The organism is Streptomyces sp. SPB074, from assembly GCF_000154905.1.
Classification (GTDB): Bacteria; Actinomycetota; Actinomycetes; order Streptomycetales; family Streptomycetaceae; genus Streptomyces.
In genome coordinates, this window is the sequence record NZ_GG770539.1 from 2,244,252 (window position 1) to 2,246,540 (window position 2,289).

The following is a 2,289-nucleotide window of genomic DNA, read 5'->3' on the forward strand; positions in this document are numbered from 1 at the left end:
AAAAAAAAAAAAAAGGGGAAAACACCACAACACACAAACAAAAACCCGGTATCTAAAAAAAAAAACCACCCCCCCCGCGGGGGGGGGGGGGTTTTTCCCCCCCAAAAAAAAAAGGGGGGGGGAAGAGGCCCCCCCCTCCCTTTCGCCCTCGGCATCAGACCCGGGTGTCGCACCCGGGCGTCACTCCTCGAAGTGCGCGTCCAGCGCGGCGTCCAGCTCCTTTCGTCCAGCGGTGCAGCGTCGCCTTGTCCGGGGCCTGCACGTCGTGCGGGTACCAGCGCTCGTCCGGGGTGTGCACGGTGACGGTGAGGCGGCGGCCCAGGCGCGAGGTGCCGTACTCGACGGCGGCCACCTCGCTCCAGGTCCACTCGCACGCCTGGTCGTCGAGCGCGTAGCGGACCCCGTCGCCGTCCAGGGTCACGGAGCCGCGCCGGTCGGTGGCGGTGAACTCGGCGTCGGGGCGGGCGGCCCCGTCCTCGTCCTCGGGGGAGCCCGCGGGGGCGGCGTCGGCGACCCGGGGGCCGGCTTCCTCGGCCTCCGCGTCGGCATCGTCCGCTTCGTCCGCGTCCCCGTCGGCGGCAGGGGCCGCCGGGGGCGCGTCGGTGCTCGCCTCCGGGGTGGCTGCCGCGGCCTCGGGGGCCGGGGTGCCCGGTCCCGCGTCCGGTCCGGGCGCGTCGGGGTCCGCGCCGGGGCGCGTCTCGGCGGCCGCTTCCGGGTCCGTGGCGGACGCGTCCGTCCCCGTACGGGGAGTCGGCACCGTGAGGCCGGGGATCAACGCCGGATCGGCGGCGGCGCCGATGGGCGGAAGGTTCGCTTCACTCTGCTTCTGCTCCACGGGGCGCAGTATGACGGACGCGCCTGTGGAACGCAGGTTCGGGTGCCGGGGACACACAGATCCCGCCCCGCACCGTCACCACGACGGCCCCGGCCGGAAGCGCCCCGGCCAAAGGCCCCTCGACGAGGGGCCTCCGGCCGGGGTGTGCCGCCGGGCTCAGTCGTCCAGGACGGCCAGCGCGTCGATCTCGATCAGCAGGCCCTTGGGCAGGCCCACGTACACCGTCGTGCGGGCGGCCGGGGGCTGGGTCAGGCCCTGCTCCCCGAAGTAGGTGTTGTAGATCTCGTTCATCTCGGCGAAGTGGTCGACGTCGGTCAGGTAGACGCGCATCATCATCACGTCGTCCCAGCTCGCGCCGCCCTCCTCCAGGATCGCCTTGACGTTGGCGAAGGTCTGGAGGGTCTGCTCGCGCAGCGTGGGCCCCGCGGGGGTGGGGGCCTGGCCCTCGACGGCGGGGAGGAAGCCGACCTGGCCGGCGACCTGGAGGATGTTCCCCTTCCGCACGCCGTGGGAGAACTTCGCGGGCGGGACGGTGTGGGTGGCGGGGGTGAGGGCGGTCTTCTCGGTCGGCATGACGGGTCAGGCTTCCTTGGTCGGTGTGTCACTGGCGGCAACGGGCGCGCCCGGCACGGGCGTTCCCGGGACGGTCCCGCCCGGTTCGGGCGAGCCCGCGTACTCCCGGCCCACGGCGTCGGCGGTGCGGCGCACGAGCGGGAGAAGACTGAGCAGGTCGTCCGCGCTGACGACGACGTTCGGCGCGGAGACGGAGAGGGCGGCGACGACGCGCCCGTCCGCGCCGCGCACGGGGGCCGCGACGCAGTTGATGGACTCCTCGTGGCCGCCGAGGTCGGTGGCCCAGCCCTGTTCGCGCACCCGCGCCAGCTCCTTGAGGTACGCGGCGGCGTCCGGGGTCGAACGGGGCGTGTAGCGCGGGTAGTCGAGCCGTTCGGCGACGGCGCGGCGCTCGGGCTCAGGGAGGTCGGCGAGGATGAGTTTCGCGACGGCGGCGACGGTCATCGGGACGGTCTTGCCGACGCGCGAGTACATCCGTACCGGGTAGCGGCTGTCGACCTTGTCGAGGTAGACGACCTCGCCCTCCTCGTGCACGGCGAGGTGCACGGTGTGCCCGCACGTCTCGCCCAGGCGGACGAGGTGCGGGTGGGCGATGCCGCGTACGTCCAGGTGCTCGACGGCCTGCGCGGCGAGCGCGAAGAGGCGCGAGCCGAGGCGGTAGCGGCCGTCGGCCTGGCGGTAGACGAGGCCGTGTTCGGCGAGGGTGCGCAGCAGCCGCAGTGCCGTGGACTTGTGCACGGCGAGGCGGTCCGCGACGCCGCCGAGGTCGGCGGGGCCCTCGGCGAGCAGCGGCAGGATGCTCAGCGCGCGGTCGACGGTCTGGCTCATGCCCCGGCCGCCCCGGCCGCGTCGGCCGCCCCCGCCGCGTCGGCCCACCCCGG

The 2,289-nt window shown here is 73.7% G+C and carries 3 protein-coding genes; all 3 read right to left on the bottom strand.

What is annotated here, in order from left to right:
• Positions 1-154: 154 nt before the first annotated feature.
• Entirely contained in the window at positions 155-835 is a 681-nt protein-coding gene (locus tag SSBG_RS09060; RefSeq protein WP_008745881.1) for a hypothetical protein, read from the bottom strand.
• Positions 836-991: 156 nt separating this feature from the next.
• Positions 992-1,408 carry a RidA family protein gene (locus SSBG_RS09065; protein WP_008745882.1) on the bottom strand — a complete coding sequence of 139 codons (417 nt, stop codon included), beginning with the start codon at positions 1,406-1,408 and terminating at the stop codon, positions 992-994.
• A gap of 6 nt (positions 1,409-1,414) precedes the next feature.
• Positions 1,415-2,236 (bottom strand): IclR family transcriptional regulator, encoded by an 822-nt coding sequence (locus tag SSBG_RS09070; RefSeq protein WP_008745883.1) that lies wholly within the window; start codon positions 2,234-2,236, stop codon positions 1,415-1,417.
• Positions 2,237-2,289 lie beyond the last annotated feature (53 nt).

What these genes read in the sequence shown, in the direction of transcription:
- SSBG_RS09065 (WP_008745882.1), bottom strand. Translation starts at nt 1,408, where the DNA reads ATGCCGACCGAGAAGACCGCCCTCACCCCCGCCACCCACACCGTCCCG.
- SSBG_RS09070 (WP_008745883.1), bottom strand. Translation starts at nt 2,236, where the DNA reads ATGAGCCAGACCGTCGACCGCGCGCTGAGCATCCTGCCGCTGCTCGCC.